Origin of the sequence: Kocuria oxytropis, from assembly GCF_040981195.1 — a bacterium.
Taxonomy (GTDB): Bacteria; Actinomycetota; Actinomycetes; order Actinomycetales; family Micrococcaceae; genus Kocuria; species Kocuria oxytropis.
In genome coordinates, this window is the sequence record NZ_JAVFXA010000006.1 from 61,328 (window position 1) to 77,472 (window position 16,145).

The 16,145-nt window shown below is 74.7% G+C and carries 16 protein-coding genes; 2 read left to right on the forward strand and 14 right to left on the reverse strand.

Annotated elements, in window-relative coordinates; translation table 11 throughout:
* Positions 1-231: 231 nt before the first annotated feature.
* Positions 232-501: a 30S ribosomal protein S15 gene (gene rpsO / locus QYM41_RS07955; protein WP_017832923.1), complete on the reverse strand. Its 270-nt coding sequence runs from the start codon at positions 499-501 to the stop codon at positions 232-234.
* Between the two features lie 332 nt (positions 502-833).
* Here rpsO and QYM41_RS07960 point away from each other — a divergent pair, with 332 nt between their 5' ends.
* The gene (locus QYM41_RS07960; protein ID WP_438612566.1) at positions 834-1,646 is read left to right on the forward strand and encodes an aldo/keto reductase; all 813 of its coding nucleotides are present in this window, start codon (positions 834-836) and stop codon (positions 1,644-1,646) included.
* Between the two features lie 109 nt (positions 1,647-1,755).
* Here the strand turns inward: QYM41_RS07960 and QYM41_RS07965 are convergent, their stop codons facing one another.
* The 10 genes from QYM41_RS07965 to rimP form a co-directional block, all read right to left on the reverse strand.
* Positions 1,756-2,757, reverse strand: a complete 1,002-nt coding sequence (locus tag QYM41_RS07965) for a bifunctional riboflavin kinase/FAD synthetase (RefSeq protein ID WP_368799203.1) — start codon at positions 2,755-2,757, stop codon at positions 1,756-1,758.
* A gap of 70 nt (positions 2,758-2,827) precedes the next feature.
* Positions 2,828-3,478, reverse strand: coding sequence for a GNAT family N-acetyltransferase (locus QYM41_RS07970; protein WP_368799204.1), 651 nt, complete (start codon positions 3,476-3,478; stop codon positions 2,828-2,830).
* A 146-nt stretch (positions 3,479-3,624) separates the two neighbouring features.
* Entirely contained in the window at positions 3,625-4,104 is a 480-nt protein-coding gene (locus tag QYM41_RS07975; protein ID WP_368799205.1) for a hypothetical protein, read from the reverse strand.
* A 32-nt stretch (positions 4,105-4,136) separates the two neighbouring features.
* Positions 4,137-4,508 (reverse strand): hypothetical protein, encoded by a 372-nt coding sequence (locus QYM41_RS07980; RefSeq protein ID WP_368799206.1) that lies wholly within the window; start codon positions 4,506-4,508, stop codon positions 4,137-4,139.
* Entirely contained in the window at positions 4,508-5,548 is a 1,041-nt protein-coding gene (gene truB, locus QYM41_RS07985; RefSeq protein WP_368799207.1) for a tRNA pseudouridine(55) synthase TruB, read from the reverse strand. Before truB ends, QYM41_RS07980 begins: the two co-directional genes overlap by 1 nt.
* A 19-nt stretch (positions 5,549-5,567) precedes the next feature.
* Positions 5,568-6,017 carry a 30S ribosome-binding factor RbfA gene (gene rbfA / locus QYM41_RS07990; RefSeq protein ID WP_368799208.1) on the reverse strand — a complete coding sequence of 150 codons (450 nt, stop codon included), beginning with the start codon at positions 6,015-6,017 and terminating at the stop codon, positions 5,568-5,570.
* A gap of 117 nt (positions 6,018-6,134) precedes the next feature.
* Positions 6,135-8,978 (reverse strand): translation initiation factor IF-2, encoded by a 2,844-nt coding sequence (gene infB / locus QYM41_RS07995; RefSeq protein ID WP_368799209.1) that lies wholly within the window; start codon positions 8,976-8,978, stop codon positions 6,135-6,137.
* A 204-nt stretch (positions 8,979-9,182) separates the two neighbouring features.
* On the reverse strand, positions 9,183-9,533 hold the full coding sequence (locus QYM41_RS08000; protein ID WP_368799210.1) for a YlxR family protein: 351 nt from the start codon (positions 9,531-9,533) through the stop codon (positions 9,183-9,185).
* 197 nt (positions 9,534-9,730) lie between these two features.
* Positions 9,731-10,711 carry a transcription termination factor NusA gene (nusA, locus tag QYM41_RS08005; RefSeq protein ID WP_368799211.1) on the reverse strand — a complete coding sequence of 327 codons (981 nt, stop codon included), beginning with the start codon at positions 10,709-10,711 and terminating at the stop codon, positions 9,731-9,733.
* 191 nt (positions 10,712-10,902) lie between these two features.
* Positions 10,903-11,421, reverse strand: a complete 519-nt coding sequence (gene rimP, locus QYM41_RS08010) for a ribosome maturation factor RimP (protein WP_368799212.1) — start codon at positions 11,419-11,421, stop codon at positions 10,903-10,905.
* A 93-nt stretch (positions 11,422-11,514) separates the two neighbouring features.
* On the opposite strand from rimP, the gene QYM41_RS08015 reads away from it, so the two are divergent.
* Positions 11,515-12,471 (forward strand): hypothetical protein, encoded by a 957-nt coding sequence (locus QYM41_RS08015; protein WP_368799213.1) that lies wholly within the window; start codon positions 11,515-11,517, stop codon positions 12,469-12,471.
* A gap of 77 nt (positions 12,472-12,548) precedes the next feature.
* Here the strand turns inward: QYM41_RS08015 and QYM41_RS08020 are convergent, their stop codons facing one another.
* The 3 genes from QYM41_RS08020 to QYM41_RS08030 form a co-directional block, all read right to left on the reverse strand.
* Positions 12,549-13,316, reverse strand: a complete 768-nt coding sequence (locus QYM41_RS08020; protein WP_368799337.1) for a TSUP family transporter — start codon at positions 13,314-13,316, stop codon at positions 12,549-12,551.
* Between the two features lie 49 nt (positions 13,317-13,365).
* A complete protein-coding gene (locus QYM41_RS08025; RefSeq protein ID WP_368799214.1) occupies positions 13,366-15,165 on the reverse strand; it encodes a proline--tRNA ligase in 1,800 nt (599 codons plus the stop codon).
* Between the two features lie 147 nt (positions 15,166-15,312).
* Complete coding sequence (locus QYM41_RS08030; protein ID WP_368799215.1) at positions 15,313-16,134, reverse strand: GNAT family N-acetyltransferase; 822 nt, start codon at positions 16,132-16,134, stop codon at positions 15,313-15,315.
* Positions 16,135-16,145 lie beyond the last annotated feature (11 nt).

Genomic DNA, 16,145 nt, shown 5'->3' on the forward strand with positions numbered 1-16,145 from the left:
GTCCGCGCGACACCCGGTCTTCGATCGAGATCCACGGAAGGTCCGGGGCCGCCCTGGGCCGTCCGGTGTCCGGAGATCACTACCGAGGACCGCGAATGATCGGCGCGGTGGCCCCGTCTGGTGTTCGTTGGTGCTGTCTCTGTGGTGCGTGGCCCGTCCGGCTGCCGTGCCGGGCGGGCGCGGTGCTCGGCGGCGTCCTCCCGTCGCCGGGGGGACGCCGCCGGGGGCCGACTAGCGGCGCAGGCCGAGCCGCTCGATGAGCGTGCGGTAGCGCGTGATGTCGGTGTCGCGCAGGTAGGTCAGCATGCGGCGACGGCGACCGACCAGGGCCATGAGGCCGCGGCGGGTGTGGTGGTCGTGCTTGTGCTGCTTCAGGTGCTCCGTCAGATCGGCGATCCGGCGGGTCAGGACCGCGATCTGCACCTCGGGCGAACCGGTGTCGCCCTCGTGGGTGGCGAAGTCCTTGATGATCTCCTGCTTGATGGCGGCGTCGAGTGCCACGTGTAACTCCGTTCGAGTCAGTACCGTGCGGCCCGGACGACGGGCTCGTCGCCGGGTCCCGGGGTGCCCGGGGGTCCGACAACCACGGACTGCAGTCGGACCGCGGTCCAGTCTAGCGGACGCGGGCCCGGCGCCCCACCCTCGGCCCGCGCGGCGCGCGGGGGTGGGCGCTCCCCCGCCGGTGGGCCAAGATGGGAGGAGCACCCGTCCCGGGCGCCCGGGCGCCCGGGACGGCCACCACGGGACGAGCACGACGAGACGAGCAGGAGCAGCACGTGAGCAAGGACGAGAAGGACGGGCAGGGCCTGGCGGTCGCCGACCGCACGCACACGATGCGGGACGGCCGGAGGATCCCCGCGATCGGGCTGGGCACCTATCCCATGGACGACGCCGCGGCGGAGGCCGACGTCGCCGAGGCCCTGATGCTGGGGTACCGGATGGTGGACACGGCCGTGAACTACGGCAACGAGACGGGCGTGGGCCGCGCGATCGCGGCGGCCGGGGTGCCGCGCGGCGAGCTGTTCCTGACCACCAAGCTGCCGGGCCGCGACCACGGCACGGACTCCGTGCGCCGCTCGCTCGAGGGCTCCCTGCGGCGGCTGGGCACCGACCACGTCGACCTCTACCTCATCCACTGGCCGAACCCCTCGGTCGGCCGCTACGTCGAGACGTGGCGGACCATGCTGGAGCTGCGCCAGGAGGGCCTGGTGCGCTCGGTGGGGGTGTCCAACTTCACCCCGGCCCACATCCGGCGCCTGGTCGAGGAGACCGGCGAGACGCCGGCGGTGAACCAGGTGGAGCTCCACCCGCAGTACCAGCAGGAGCGGCTGCGGGAGTTCCACGAGGAGCACCGCATCGTCACCCAGGCCTGGTCCCCGCTGGGCCGCAAGACCGACCTGCTCCAGCACGAGTGGATCGCGCAGATCGCCCGGCGGACCGGCCGCACCCCCGCGCAGGTCGTCCTGCGCTGGCACCTGCAGTCGCGCACCGTGCCGATCCCGAAGAGCTCCGACCCCCGGCGCATGGCCGAGAACCTCGACGTCTTCGACTGGGAGCTGGACGAGGACCAGATGCAGCGGATGCGGATGCTGCACACCGGGATCAGCGGCTCCGGCTTCGACCCGAACACGCACGAGGAGATGTGACCGGTCCGGTGTGACCGGGCAGGCGTGCCGGAGCACCGGTCACCGCCGGTCCCCGAGGACCGGTGACCGGGCCGGTGCGGCGCGACGGCGCTGGGCGGTGCGCCGGGACTCAGGCCTCGGCGGCCAGGATCTCCCGGGTGCGCTCGACGTCGTCCTCCATCTGGGCGATCAGCTTGTCGACGCCCTCGTAGGCGACCATCCCGCGCAGCCGGGCCACGAACTCCACGACCACCTCCTGGCCGTAGAGGTCGAAGTCCTCGACCCGCTCCTCGGGGCGGTCGATGACGTGCGCCTCGACCTGGCGGGGCACGTTCTCGAAGGTCGGGTTGGAGCCCACGGAGATCGCGGTGGGCCGGCGGGTGCCCGAGGCGTCGACCAGCCACCCGGCGTACACCCCGTCCGCGGGCACGAACCCGGCCGCGTCCGGGGACAGGTTGGCCGTGGGATAGCCCAGCTCCCGCCCCCGGGCGGCCCCGTGCACCACCTCGCCGCGCATCCGGTGGTGGCGTCCGAGCAGCCGGGCGGCAGCGCGCACGTCCCCCGCCTGCAGGCAGGACCGGATCCACGTCGAGGAGCAGCGCCGGCCTCCCGCGCCGGTCGCGTCCGGGGCGTGCTCCGGGTGCTCCTCGTGCAGGGGGTCGAGCAGGTCGTCGACCACGCGGACCTCGAACCCGTGCCGCCGGCCCAGCTCGCGCAGCGTGTCGATGTTGCCGGTGTTGTCCTTGCCCAGGCGCGTGTCCGCGCCCACCACCAGGCAGCGCGCGCCGAGGGGCTCCACGAGGGTGGTCAGCACGAACTGCTCCGTGGTCTGGTCCGCGAACTCGAGGGTGTACTCGAGCACGAGGGCGGCGTCCGCGCCGGTGTGCTCGAGGGCGTCCAGCTTGTCCTCGGTGCCCATGATCAGACCCGGGTGGCTCCCGGGGCGGTGCACCTGCGCGGGGTGGGGGTCGAACGTCACGACCACCGAGGACCAGCCGCGCTCGCGGGCGGAGTCGACGAGCTGGGACAGCACCCGCTGGTGACCCCGGTGGACACCGTCGAAATTGCCGATGGTGACCACCGACGGGCCGAAGCCCGGGGGGACGTCAGAGAGATCTCGCCAGCGGTACACGGTTCTCCTCGCAGGAACGGAACAGGCAGGAACGGAGCGGGTCGGGGTGCGGGCCGGGTCGGTGCGGGGCTCAGCGGGGTCCCGGGCGGTGCGGGTCGCCGGGGTCCCCCGCCCCGGGGGCCGGGGGCGGCGGGCCGTCCCAGGGGCTCTGCGGGACGCGCGGATCGTGCGCCCCGAGCGTCAGGACCCAGGCGTCGACCGAGGCGCCGCGCTGCTCCATGAACCCGTCGATCCGCACCGGGGAGCGGAACCCGAGACGCCAGGCGAGCTTGCGGCTGGCCCAGTTGGGCACCTTGGCCATCCAGTAGGCGTGGGTGAGGCCCAGGGTGCCGAAGGCGTGCTCGAGCAACAGCCGGCAGGCGGCCTCCGCGGCCCCGGTGCCGCGGGCGTGGGGGCCGAAGTTGAGCCCGATGTCGGCCGTGGTGCCCCGCAGGGCGTTGAGGCCCACGGTGCCGAGCAGGCGGTCGGTGCGGGCGTCCGCCGCGGCCCAGTTGTACTCGCGGCCGGCGCGCCAGGCGCCGGGGACGAACTCCCCGACGTACCAGCGGGCGTCCTCCTCGGTGTAGCCGAGGGGCACGGTGGTGAACTCCGCGGCCTCGGGGTCCGCGCAGTTGCGGGCCAGCTGCGGCACGTCGTGCTCCTCGAGCCGGCGCAGCACCACGGTGCCGTCGGTCAGGACGGGGACGTCGTAGTCCTCGGCGCCGTCGGGGCGTACGGGCATCGGCGGGGTTCCTTTCGGCAGGTGCGGGGCGCTCGGCCCGCGACCGAGCCTACCCGGTGCGTGCCGGGGCGCCGCGCGCAGCGGGTCGGGCGGAGGAGCGGGACGGGCGGAGGGGACGCGCGGACGGTCGGAGCGGGCGGCGGGGGTCAGTCGGCGGTCCCGCCGCGCGGTCGCGAGCGCCGCAGCCACGCGAGACCCACCACCGGCAGCACCAGCGGGACGTAGCCGTAGTCCTGCCCGAAGTGCGACCACACGCTGGCCTCGGGGAACAGCTGCGGGGCGAGCACCGACAGCAGGCCCACGCCCAGCACGCCGAGCAGCTCCACGCCCACGGCCGCCGTGGCCAGCCGGTGCCAGCGCGGACCGGGCCGGGCCAGGGCCACGGTGGCCACCACGTAGACGGCGGCGGCGAACGCCGAGAGCAGGTACGGCAGCGGTGCCGTCCCGAGGTCGGTGAGGATCTGGTACAGCGAGCGGACGCCTGCCGAGAGGGAGAACACAGCGTAGACCACGACCACGAGCCGGCCGAAGCCGGAGGACTTGCGATCGCCGCGCACCGGGCCCGTGCCGGGCCCGAAGCGCTGCTGCAGCCGGGTGGGGCCCTGCTCCGGGGGCTCGTGGGACATCGGGGTCTCTCCTGCGGGATCGGGACGGGGACTCACTGGTAGTACCAGATGACGTTCATGCGGTAGACCATGATCGCGACCACGGGCCCCGCGGCGGCGAGCACCCAGTTGGACCAGCCCGAGCGCTCCACGAGCGACCACACGAAGGTCCCTGCGGGGATGAGCAGGGCCGTCAGCAGGTAGCCCCAGTACTCGAGGGCCGACCCGGTGGGGCCCGGCCCCAGCACGTGCATGACCACCGTGCCCACCGCGTAGACGAGCAGGAACGCCTCCAGCAGCAGCACGGAGCCCTGGGTCCAGTCGTCGGGCCGCCGCCCCCGGAGGGCCTGCACGGCGCACACCAGGAAGGAGACGGCGCCCAGCAGGACCGCGGCCCAGAACCAGCCGTCGTAGCCGCCCAGCATCAGCGCTCCCCCAGGGGGTCCTCCGGCGGCGCGGTGAACCGCTCGCCGGGGAGGAAGACCAGCACGGGCTTGGCGGTGCGCTCGCCGCGGTGGCCGCGGTCGGACAGCAGGGCCACGAGCCGGCCGTCGGGGGCGAACCCGGCCGTGACCGTGTCGTTGTCCGGCGGGCCCGCCGCGGGAGCGGGGTCGCTGGGGCCGGTGCGGCGCCCGTGCGCGACGTCCTCGGCCTCCGCGGCGCTCAGCCGGCGGGCGGGGAACAGTCCTGCGGCGGCGTCCTCGAGGCTCGTCACGGGCAGCGGGCGGCCGGCGGCCACCTCCGCGGCGAGCTCCTCGAGGGTGGACGCGTGCCCGAGGCCCCATGCCCCCACGCGGGTGCGCCGCAGGGCCGTCAGGTGGCCGCCGACCCCGAGGTCGGCGCCGAGGTCCCGGGCGAGGGCCCGGATGTAGGTGCCCGAGCTGCAGGTGACGGTGACGTCGACGTCGACCACGGGGCGCCCGGCCTCGTCGGCGCCCCGGCCGATCCGGTGCACGGCGAACTCGGAGACCGTGACGGGGCGCGCAGCCAGCTCGACGTCGCGGCCCGCCCGGACCTGGGCGTAGGCCCTGCGGCCCTCGACCTTGATGGCGCTGACCTTGGCGGGCACCTGCTGGAGGTCCCCGGTGAGCCGGGCCACGCCGGCGGCCACCGCGTCCTCGTCCACGGCGGCCACGGCCGCGGGGTCGGCGACGTCGAGGACCTCGCCCTCGGCGTCGTCGGTGACGGTGGTCAGGCCGAGCCGGATCGTCGCGTCGTACGTCTTGTCCCGCCCCACGACCCAGGTGAGGAGGCGGGTGGCGCGGTCCACGCCGAGCACGAGCACGCCCGTGGCCATGGGGTCCAGCGTCCCGGCGTGGCCGACCTTGCGGGTGCCCGCGAGCCGGCGCGTGCGCGCGACGACGTCGTGGCTGGTCCAGCCGACGGGCTTGTCCACGACGACGAGCCCGGAGGGCGTCGGCAGGGACGGGTCCGGGCGCGGGACGTCAGGCGTGGGGCGGGTCACGTCCGCGGTGCCTGTCCGCTCAGCGGTCCGCGGAGGACTCGTCGTCCTCCTCGGCCGGCTTCCGGTAGGGGTCCTCCCCCGCGGCCCAGGTGGCGCCCGCCGCCTGGGCGGCGACCTCGGCGTCCTTTTCCTTGGCCGCGCGCAGCACCTCCTCGAGGTGGGAGGCGTTGACGGGGATCTCGTCCGGGACGAACGTCAGGGTGGGGGTCAGACGGGCCGTGATGTTCCGGCCGACCTCGCTGCGCAGCACGCCCTTGGCGGACTCGAGGGCGGCGCGGGTGCTCTCCTGCTCCTCGGCGGTGCCGAACACCGTGTAGTACAGCGTGGCGTGCTGGAGGTCGTTGGTGACGCGGGCGTCCGTGATGGTCACGAAGCCCAGCCGCGGGTCCTTCACGCGGCGCTCGAGCGCCTGGGCCACGACGACCTTGATCCGGTCGGCGAGTCGGGCGGCGCGTGCTGCGTCGGCCATGGTGGGTGCTCCTCGGGTCGGGACGGTGCTGGAACGGTCGCGGCGGCACAGGCGGGCGCTGGGCCCGCCCGTGCCGCCGCGGGTGTCCCGCGCTCGGGGCGCGGGACTCGGGACGGGTCAGGCGCGCGGCTTCTCGCGCATCTCCCACGTCTCGATGAGGTCGCCCTCGTGGATGTCGTTGAAGGAGCCGAGCCCGATACCGCACTCGTAGCCCTCGCGGACCTCGGTCGCGTCGTCCTTGAACCGGCGCAGCGAGTCGATCGTGAGGTTGTCCGCCACCACGTTGCCGTCGCGGACCAGCCGGGCCTTGGCGTTGCGCCGGATGGTGCCCTTCGTGATGTAGGCACCGGCGATGTTGCCCCACTTGGAGGACCGGTACACCTCGCGGATCTCGGCGGTGCCGAGCTCCACCTCCTCGTACTCCGGCTTGAGCATGCCCTTGAGCGCGCTCTCGACGTCGTCGATGGCGTTGTAGATCACCGAGTAGAACTTCATCTCGACGCCCTCGCGGTCGGCCAGTTCCGTCACGCGCTCGGCGGGCCGGACGTTGAAGCCGATGATGATCGCGTTGTCCACGGTCGCCAGGTTGACGTCGTTCTGGGTGATCGCGCCCACACCGCGGTGGATGACGCGCAGCTGGACCTCCTCGCCCACGTCGATCTTGAGCAGCGAGTCCTCGAGCGCCTCCACGGCACCGGACACGTCGCCCTTGATGATGAGGTTGAGCGTGTCGATCTTGCCGGCGGCCACGGCCTCGTCGAAGGACTCGAGCGTGATCCGCTTGCGGCGCTTGGCGAGCAGGGCGTTGCGGTCCGCCGCCTGGCGCTTCTCGGCGATCTGGCGAGCGGTGCGCTCCTCGGGGGTGGAGAGGAACGTGTCGCCCGCCCGGGGCACGGAGTCCAGGCCCAGCACCTGCACGGGGCGCGAAGGTCCGGCCTCCTCCACGGCCTGGCCGTTCTCGTCGAACATGGCGCGCACGCGGCCGTAGGCCGCACCGGCGACGATCGCGTCGCCGACGCGCAGCGTGCCGGACTGCACGAGCACGGTCGAGACCGCGCCGCGGCCCTTGTCCAGGTTCGCCTCGATGGCCACGCCGCGGGCGTCCTTGTTCGGGTTCGCCTGCAGCTCCAGCGCGCCGTCCGCGGTCAGCACGATCGCGTCCAGCAGCTCGTCGATGTTCAGGTTCTGGCGCGCGGAGACGTCGACGAACATGGTGTCGCCGCCGTACTCCTCGGGGACCAGGCCGTACTCGGTGAGCTGGCCGCGGATCTTGTCCGGGTTCGCCTCGGGCTTGTCGATCTTGTTGACCGCCACCACGATCGGCACACCGGCGGCCTGGGCGTGGTTGAGCGCCTCGACCGTCTGCGGCATGACGCCGTCGTCCGCGGCGACCACGAGCACGGCGATGTCCGTCACCTGGGCACCGCGGGCACGCATGGCGGTGAACGCCTCGTGGCCCGGGGTGTCGATGAAGGTGATGTCCCGCTCCTGGCCGTCCAGCTCGGTGCTGATCTGGTAGGCGCCGATGTGCTGGGTGATGCCGCCGGCCTCCCCCTCGGTCACCTTGGTGTTGCGGATGGCGTCGAGCAGGCGGGTCTTGCCGTGGTCCACGTGGCCCATGACGGTGACGACCGGAGGACGGGCCTCCAGGACGTCGTCGCCCTCGGCGGCGGCCTCGGCCTCCAGGTCGATGTCGAAGGACTCGAAGAGCTCGCGCTCCTCGTCCTCCGGCGAGACGACCTGGATCTTGTAGCCCAGCTCCGCGCCCAGCAGCTCGAAGGTCTCCTCGTCGAGGGACTGCGTCTGCGTGGCCATCTCGCCGAGGTGGATGAGCACCGTGACGAGGGAGGCCGGGTTCGCGTTGATCTTCTCGGCGAAGTCCGTCAGGGATGCGCCGCGGCGCAGCCGCACCACCGTGGTGCCGTCACCGTGGGGCACGGAGACGCCGCCGACGGACGGGGCCTTCATCTGCTCGAGCTCTTGGCGCTTCGCCCGCTTCGACTTGCGCTGCTTGCCGCGGGCACCGCCGCGCCCGAAGGCGCCCTGGGTGCCGCCGCGGCCGCCGCGACCGGGGCCGCCGCCGGGACGGGAGAACCCGCCCCCGCCGCCGCCGGGACCGCCGCGGCGCGGGCCGGCGCCGCCGCCGGCCGGGCGCGAGCCGATCGGGGCCACACCGGTGGTGTGCCCGGGCATCATGTTCGGGCTGGGGCGCGCCCCGCCGGGGCGGGGACCGCCCTGGGGACGCGGACCGCCCTGGCCCTGGCCCTGGGGTCGCGGACCGCCCTGGCCCTGGCCCTGCGGACGGGGACCGCCCTGGCGCTCGGGACGGCCCGATCGCATACCCTGCTGGGCGGCGAACGGGTTGTTGCCGGGACGCGGGCCGGCGGGCCGGGGACCGCCCGGCCGCGGCGCGGCCGAGCCCGGACGCGGCGCGGTGCCACCGGGGCGCGGCGCCGCGGAGCCCGGACGGGGCGCTCCGCCGCGGCCCATGCCCTGCTGGCTGGCGAACGGGTTGTTGCCGGGGCGCGGGCCCGGGGCGGGCGCCTTGGCGCCCGGGGACGCCGGGCGCTGCGGCGCGGAGCGCTCGGGGGCCGAGGGCTGCTCGGGCGCCTTCGCGGCGGGCTTCTGCTCTGCCGGCTTCTGCTCCGCGGGCTTCTGCTCGGCGGGCTTCTGCTCGGGGGCCTTCGCGGCCGGCTTGGCGGCGGCCGGGCCCGGGGCGGGTGCGGCCGTGCCGGGCTTGGCCGACGTGCTGGGCTTGGGCGCGGGCTTGCCGGCCGGGGCCTGCTGCGCGGCCTTCTCGGCCTTGCCGGCGAGGGCGGAGCGCAGCTTCTTGGCGACGGGCGGCTCGACGGTCGAGGACGCGCCTCGGACGAACTCACCCAGGGTCTGAAGCGTCGAGATCGCTTCCTTGGACGTTATTCCGAGCTCTTTCGCGAGCTCGTGAACGCGGGGCTTGGCCACTTCTCTCCTGTCTCGGTCCGCACCGAAACAGGCACGAACCACTTATTTTCCGTTGAGGCTCCCGGAGCGTCGGCCGTCGGTGACGGCGCGGGGTCGCGGGAGGCCGTTGGCAGAGCACAACGAAGCACTCATCGCTGGGCACTCATCGGTTTTCCATCGGTTCTCTGACTCGCTTTCCAGTTCTGCACCCGCGGACGGACGTGGTCACCGGTCCGGTCGGACCGCGCGGGCTGCCGTCCGGGGGACGGCTGTGGTCGGCACTCGTGCGCCCGGTCGCCGGACGGCCCCCGTGGACAGCAGGGCCTCCAGCTCGGGGGCGACCGCCTCGGTGTCCACGACCGCCCGGAACGCGCGCCGGAAGGCGCGCCGGCGCAGGGCCGTGTCCAGGCACTCGTGGGAGGGGTGGAGCCAGGCTCCGCGACCGCCGAGGCGTCCGTTCCGGTCGACCACGGCCCGGAGGCCGTCGTCGGTCGGCACGGTCACCACACGTACGAGCTGGTCAGGGTGTTCGGTGGTCCGGCATCCGATGCACGTGCGACGGGAGTCTGCACTCACTCGCTCGCCGCTCCTCGTCTCGCGCCGGGACGTCGGGGACGTCCCGCGCGGGCCGGGGCCGGCACCGGACAGGGACCACCAACAATCTGACCGCTGTCCAGTCTATCCCGGGGACCGCCCTGGGCCGAAACCGGGCGTGCCCGGACCCCGGGACCTGCCCCTGGCGAGGGTGCGGGTCCCGCCGGGCCGGCGGGGGATCAGTCGCGGGCGGCGGCCTTGGACTCCGGGACGATGTCGATCTTCCAGCCGGTGAGCTTGGCCGCCAGGCGGGCGTTCTGCCCCTCCTTGCCGATGGCCAGGGACAGCTGGGCGTCCGGGACGACGGCGCGCGAGGAGCGGGCCCGCTCGTCGAGCACGCTCACCCGGGACACCTTGGCCGGGGACAGGGCGTTGGCGATGCAGCGGGCGGGGTCGTCGGACCAGTCGACGATGTCGATCTTCTCGTCGTGCAGCTCGTTCATCACGGCCCGCACGCGGGAGCCCATCTCGCCGATGCAGGCGCCCTTGGCGTTGATCCCGGACTGGGTGGCGCGCACCGCGATCTTCGTGCGGTGCCCGGCCTCCCGGGCGACGGCCATGATCTCCACGGTGCCGTCCGCGATCTCGGGGACCTCCATCTCGAACAGGCGGCGCACGAGGTCCGGGTGGGAGCGGGAGAGCGTGATGGACGGGCCCTTCATGCCGCGCTTGACCTCGACGACGAACGCGCGGATGCGGGCGCCGTGCGGGTACTTCTCGCCGGGGGACTGCTCGTGCGGGGGCAGCACGCCCTCCACGGTGCCGAGGTCGACCTGCACCATGTGGGGGTTGTGGCCCTGCTGGATCTGCCCGGAGACGATCTCGCCCTCCCGGCCCTTGAAGTGGCCCAGCACGGCGTCGTCCTCGACGTCGCGCAGCCGCTGCAGGATGACCTGGCGGGCCGTGGAGGCGGCGATCCGCCCGAAGCCGGCCGGGGTGTCGTCGAACTCCCCGACGGCCTCGCCGTCCTCGTCCAGCTCCGGGGCCCAGATGGTGACGTGGCCGGACCGGCGCTCGATCTCGGCGCGCGCTCCGGGGAGCGCGCCGGCGGTCTTGTGGTACGCGAGCAGGAGGGCCTGCTCGATGGTGGGGATGAGCAGGTCCACGGGGATGTCGCGCTCACGCTCCAGCAGTCGGAGGGTGCTCATATCGATGTCCATGTCCGGCCTTCCTCACCTGTCGGCCCCCGGGGACGCAGCGGCGCGCCGTCGGGGATGACGGGGCGCCGACACGGGTCGTGCTCGCACACCCGTCGTCGCACTCGGTGGTCGTCGCGCTGTGGACCGCGGCGCCGGTGGACGCCGCGGTGTCAACGGCACATCTTACACTCGTGCCGCGGGGACCGGCCCCGTCAGTCCGTGAACTCGACCTCCACCCGGGCACGGCGCACGGCCTCGAAGGCCCAGCGCTCCGGCTCCAGCAGCCGCGGCGGCATGCCCTTCTTGACCTGGTGGCTGCGCTGCAGGACCACCCCGGCGGGCTCCACCTCGAGCAGGCGGGCCGTGAACTTCTCGCCCTCGAGCGGGGTGACGCGCACCAGCCGGCCGACCGAGCGCCGCCAGTGCCGCGGCGCCGTGAGCTCCCGGGTGGCCCCCGGGGAGGAGACCTCCAGCTCGTAGGCGGAGCCGGGCACGGGGTCCGTGCGATCGAGCAGCTCCGACACGGCGCGGGAGGCCTCGGCGATCCGGTCGATGTCCACGCTGCCGGTGCTCTCCTCCGGCAGGTCCACGAGCACCTGCAGCACGAGACCGGTGCCGGACGGCTTCAGGGCGACGTCCTCGAGGACGAGGCCGGACTCCTCCACGGCCGGGCGGATCAGCTCGGCCAGCCGGAGCTGGTCGTCGGGTCCGGTGGTGCTGTGCTCGCTCACGGGGTCTCCTGGTGCGCTCGGGTCGGCGGGGTCGGTCCAGGAGATCCTATGATGAACGCGCCCCCGCACACCCCCTCCCCCAGGAGCCTCCCGGTGACCGACCCCCGCACGCCCGCCTCGTCCCGGGTGCTCCCGGTGCTGCTGGGCGTCCTGCTGCTGACCGGGATCGCCGGGGCGTGGTGGCAGGACCCGGGCCGGCCGGTGCCGGCGGACGAGGTCGTGCGGGCCGACGCGTGGCTGCGCACCGAGGCGCTGCTGGGGAGCCCGTCCCCGGGCCCGGAGCCCGCTGTGCGGCGGGAGGACGTGCGCGCGGACCTGGCCCGCCAGCTCGAGGCCCTCGGTCCCGCCCCCGACGAGCGCACGCGGGACGCCGCCCGCGAGCGGCGCCCCGCCCCGGGGGCCTCCGCGGGGGACGCGGGCAGCACGCCGCCCGCCGCCCTGAGCTCGACGGCCGCGGTCCTGGCCCAGGACGCCATGAGCGCGCAGGACCCCGCCCTGGCGCGGGTGCTCGCGGCCGCGGCGGTCTCGCGCACGACGGCGTCCCGGCAGCCGGTCCCGACCGGGGCCGCGGCGCCGGCCGGAGACGCGCTCTGCGAGGTGCCCGCGGAGGCCCCGCCCGGCGGGGCCGGCGCCCCCGCCGCCGTCCTGTGGTCGGCGCTGGACCGCGCCGGCTACGCGGCCGAGGCGCTGGCCGCCCGCACGGCCGGCCCGGCCGGGGACGACGTGCCCGCCGGGCTGCCGGACCGGGTCCGGGAGGACGTCGAGGACCTGCTGGAGCTGCCGACCGCCCGGCACGTGCTCGCGGCCGAGCCGGGGCTGCGGGCGGGCGCCTACGTCCTGCCGGACGGCGTGCGGGAGCACCCCGGGCGGACCGCCGGCACCGTGGCCGGGGACGTGCAGGCGGCGGCCGCCCACGTCCTCGCCCGGGGGGACGCCGGCGCCCGGTGCTGGGCGGTCCTGGCGCTCGAGCGCGCGACCGGCTGGCGCGCCGAGCTCACCGGGGACGTCGACGCCCTGCCCGGCGTGGTCCCCGGCGACCCTCCCGGGTGATCGGCCGGTCCGCGCCCCTGGTGGTGCGGACCTCCTGCGCGCCCCGAGGGTGCGGGGCGACGGGACCGGCGGGCGGCTCAGGCCCCGCGCAGCACGTCGACGCCCAGCTTGAGGATGAGCAGCGACACCACGGTGAGGAACACCACACGGATGAAGCGGCTGCCGCGGGCCACGGCCGTGCGCGCCCCGAGGTAGCCGCCGAGCATGTTGGACAGCCCGAGCACCAGGCCCAGGCCCCAGAGCACGGAGCCGTGGCCGAAGAAGAACACGAGCGCCCCCACGTTGGTGGCGAGGTTGACGATCTTCGCCTTGGCGCTCGCGGCCAGGAAGCTGTAGCCCAGCAGCGTGATCATGGCGATGACCAGGAACGACCCGGTGCCCGGGCCCATCACGCCGTCGTAGAAGCCGATGACCGTGCCGATGACCATCGCGGTGCCGTAGTGCCTCGCCCCGCTGTGCCGCAGCTCGGTGAGCTGGCCCACGGTGGGCCGGGCCACGGTGAACAGGAGCACGGCCACGAGCGCGGCCAGGATGATGGGCCGGAACACCTCCTCGGGCAGGGACGCGGCCAGCGCCGCCCCGCCGAAGCTGCCGACCAGGGCCACCCCGGCCATGGGCAGCGCCGTGCGCAGGTCGGGGGACGTGCGGCGGTAGAACGTCACCGCGCTCGTGGCCGTGCCGAACACGGAGCCCATCTTGTTGGTCGCCAGCGCCTGCACGGGGCTGATCCCCGGGACCATGAGGACCACGGGCAGCTGCAGCAGCCCGCCGCCGCCGACCACCGCGTCCACGAAGCCCGCGGCGAGCCCGGCGGCCACCAGCAGGACGACCACGCCGGGGTCCATCTGCTCCAGGCCGGAGGGCCCGAGCCAGGCGGCGAGCCCCTGCACGGGCTCAGCCGCGCACGGCCGCGGCGACCACCGGGGCGACGCCCTCGCGCGGGACGTCCTCGCTGCTGCCGCTCGCGCGGTCCTTGAGCTCGAGCACGCCGTCCTTGAGGCCGCGGCCGACCACCAGCACGGTGGGTACGCCGAGCAGCTCCGCGTCGCCGAACTTCACGCCCGGGGAGACCTTGGGCCGGTCGTCGAAGAGCACCTCCAGGCCTTCCGCCTCCAGCTCGGCCACGATCCGCTCGGCCTCCTCGAGCACCTCGGGACCCTTGCCGGTGGCGACCACGTGGACGTCCGCCGGGGCGACCTGGCGGGGCCAGATCAGGCCCTTGTCGTCGTGGTAGGCCTCGGCCAGGGCCGCCACGGCCCGGGTGACGCCGATCCCGTAGGAGCCCATGGTCACCGTGACCAGCTTGCCGTTGCGGTCCAGGACCCGCAGCCCCAGCGCCTCCGCGTACTTGCGGCCCAGCTGGAAGATGTGCCCCATCTCGATGCCACGGGCCGCCTCGAGCGGGCCGGAGCCGTCCGGGGCGGGATCGCCCGCCCGGACCTCCGCGCACTCGATGACGCCGTCCCAGACGAAGTCGCGCCCGGCCGCGAGGTCGTAGACGTGCTGGCCGGCGACGTTCGCGCCGGTGATCCAGCGGGTGCCGCGGACCACGCGCGGGTCCACGAAGAAGGGGATGCCGGTCGCGGACTCCTCGCCGAGCACGGCCTGGTCGAGCGACAGGCCCGGGCCGATGTAGCCCTTGACGAGCAGGGGGCAGGCGCGCAGGTCCTCGTCGCCGGCCTGCTCGACCAGCAGCTCGCCGGAGACGTCCAGGGCGGCGCCGATGCCGGCCTCGATGCGCTTGAGGTCCACCGCACGGTCGCCGGGCAGCCCCACCGCCACGAGCCGCCGCGTGCCGTCGGGCAGGACCACGGCCAGGACCACGTTCTTGAGCGTGTCGGCGGCGGTCCAGGCGCCCTCGGACCGCGGGTGCAGCTCGTTCGAGCGCTCCACGAGGGTGTCGATCGTGGGGCTGTCCGGGGTCTCGAGCACCCGGGCCTCGGGGGCGCCGGCGAGGTCGCGCTCCTCGGGCACCACGGTGGTCACCGCCTCGACGTTGGCGGCGTAGCCGCCGGGCGAGCGCACGAAGGTGTCCTCCCCGATGGGCGTGGGGTGCAGGAACTCCTCGGAGCGGGAGCCGCCCATCGCCCCGGACTGGGCCGAGACGGCGACCACGGGCAGGCCGAGCCGCTCGAAGATCCGCACGTAGGCCTCGCGGTGCCTGGCGTAGGACTCGTCGAGCCCGGCGTCGTCGACGTCGAAGGAGTAGGAGTCCTTCATGACGAATTCCCGCCCCCGCAGCAGCCCCGCCCGCGGACGCGCCTCGTCCCGGTACTTCGCCTGGATCTGGTAGAGCGTCACGGGCAGGTCCTTGTACGACGAGTACAGGTCCTTGACGAGCAGGGTGAACATCTCCTCGTGCGTGGGCGCCAGGAGGTAGTCGGCCTCCTTCCGGTCCTTCAGCCGGAACAGGTTCTCGCCGTACTCGGTCCACCGGTTGGTCACCTCGTAGGGCTCGCGCGGCAGCAGCGCGGGGAAGTGCACCTCCTGCGCCCCGATCGCGCCCATCTCCTCGCGCACCACCTGCTCCACCCGCCCGAGCACCCGCAGGCCCATGGGCAGCCAGGTGTAGATCCCCGGGGCGGCGCGGCGGATGTAGCCCGCCCGGACGAGCAGCCGGTGGCTGTCCACCTCGGCGTCGACCGGGTCTTCGCGGAGGGTCCGCAGGAACAGGGAGGAGAGGCGCAGCGCCACGTGGGCTCCGTTTCTCCCGGGGAGCGCGGCACACAGCGGCCGGGCCCGGGCGTCAAGAGGGTGGGCGGCGCCGACGGCGCCGCTGATTCCGGTCAAATCTACACCCCCGCCCGGCGCGCGCCGCGCGGTGCCTCCGGGCGGCCGGCCTCAGAGCAGCACGGTGGCGAAGGTCCCGACCCGCTCGAAGCCGACCCGCCGGTAGGTGGCGAGCGCCCGGACGTTGTAGTCGTTGACGTAGAGGCTGACCACGGGGGTGCGGGCCCGGGCGAGACGCACGGCGGCGGCCATGCAGGGCGCCGCCAGACCCTGTCCGCGGTGGGCGGGATCGACCCACACGCCCTGCACCTGCGCCACCCCGCGCACCACCGAGCCGAGGTCGGCCTTGAACACCACCCGGCCGCGGTCGTCGGTCAGCACGAGGCAGCGGCCCGCCTCGACGAGCGCGCCGACCCGGTCCCGGTAGCCGCGGTCGCCGCCCGTGTACGGGGAGTAGCCGACCTCCTCCTCGAACATGGCCGCGCTCGCCGGGAGCACGGCGGGCAGGTCCTCGGGCCGCGCCACGCGGACGCCGGGGTGGGGCTCGGGCACCGGGTCGTGGTCGATGGCGAGCAGCGGCTGGACGGGCCGCAGGTCGAAGGGCCGGGGCCAGGTGCGCTCCACGCGCTCCCACAGCCCGAGCACGAGCTCGGCGGGGCCGAAGAGCGAGGCGTGCCGGGACCCGCCCCGCCGCAGGTGCCCGGCGACGAGGTCCAGGCCCTGGGCGTCGAGCGCCACGGGCACCACGTTCGTGCCCACCCAGCAGGCGCCGGTCAGCTCCCCGTCCGGGCCCGCGGTGCCGATCAGGGGCGGGATCCGGGAGCCCGCGCTCCGGCGGTAGGACTCGACGTGGGCGGCCACGAAGGCGTGGGCGACCGGGTCCGCCCCGAGCAGCCGGTCCAGCTGCGCGGGGTCGACCTCCCCCGCCGGCACCAGCCGCGGCG

What these genes read in the sequence shown, in the direction of transcription:
- QYM41_RS08020 (WP_368799337.1), bottom strand. Translation starts at nt 13,316, where the DNA reads ATGGACCCCGGCGTGGTCGTCCTGCTGGTGGCCGCCGGGCTCGCCGCG.
- QYM41_RS07960 (WP_438612566.1), top strand. Translation starts at nt 834, where the DNA reads ATGCGGGACGGCCGGAGGATCCCCGCGATCGGGCTGGGCACCTATCCC.
- QYM41_RS07975 (WP_368799205.1), bottom strand. Translation starts at nt 4,104, where the DNA reads ATGTCCCACGAGCCCCCGGAGCAGGGCCCCACCCGGCTGCAGCAGCGC.
- nusA (WP_368799211.1), bottom strand. Translation starts at nt 10,711, where the DNA reads ATGGACATCGATATGAGCACCCTCCGACTGCTGGAGCGTGAGCGCGAC.
- QYM41_RS07970 (WP_368799204.1), bottom strand. Translation starts at nt 3,478, where the DNA reads ATGCCCGTACGCCCCGACGGCGCCGAGGACTACGACGTCCCCGTCCTG.
- rbfA (WP_368799208.1), bottom strand. Translation starts at nt 6,017, where the DNA reads ATGGCCGACGCAGCACGCGCCGCCCGACTCGCCGACCGGATCAAGGTC.
- QYM41_RS07980 (WP_368799206.1), bottom strand. Translation starts at nt 4,508, where the DNA reads ATGCTGGGCGGCTACGACGGCTGGTTCTGGGCCGCGGTCCTGCTGGGC.